Raw genomic sequence first — 702 nt, 5'->3', positions numbered from 1 at the left:
GGTATGACTCCCCTTGTCAATAAAAACCGAGTGTCTCCCTGACATTTTTTCGGTCCATAATTAGCTGTTTTCTTGCTCTAAATAAATGAGCTAACGCACCGGATGAGGCAGTAATGTCGTCGGTTGTTATGCTGGTATTCGTAGGTTACTCATTCGTTGAATGAGCAGTGCTGACCTTACATGTTCCGCCGTAGCCCGGTGACCGCTCAGCCTTTCTCATCAGTCTAGGCTCGTGGTTCAACAACCGTTAGGTTGTTGCCATCATAACGCCCTCGTAGGTTGTGCCACATCCCGCGGCCTGATCCGAATGCGTTAGCTCAAACTCGTTTATCATGCAGGTACTCGGCTTAGTCTCAGCTTGGGATTAACTGGTGTGAGAACCACTTCTTTTGCGATAGCCCAGATGTATGCAGCCATTTCTCGAGCAATCGCGGTAATGATCAAGTTGTAGTGTTTACCCTTTTTACTCATACGCTGATAGCGTTTGCAAAGACGCAGCTGTGCTTTCCAAGCGATATCGACGATGTCTTTAGGTAAGCCTTCCTGCCTCAACTGTAATTCAGTAGAGACATTAGCCGGATAACGATAGCTATGCGCCCCCTCAATTAGTAAACGCCTTGCTCGACCATTTCCCGCTTTAGTAATGGCTCCTAAGTGTCGCTTTCCACCTGATGATTGTTCACTCGGTACCAAGCCCAAATA

Annotated in this window: 1 protein-coding gene; it reads right to left on the bottom strand. The window is 47.4% G+C overall.

What is annotated here, in order from left to right:
- Nucleotides 1-330: 330 nt before the first annotated feature.
- The coding region (locus ACTRWF_RS19645; RefSeq protein ID WP_462558627.1) for a transposase at nt 331-702 on the bottom strand (372 nt) is incomplete at its 5' end.

Source organism: Alteromonas sp. G5_S2_22_S1 (genome assembly GCF_054968525.1).
The sequence above is the reverse complement of the archived record's forward strand: the minus strand, read 5'-3'. Positions and strand labels throughout refer to the sequence as shown.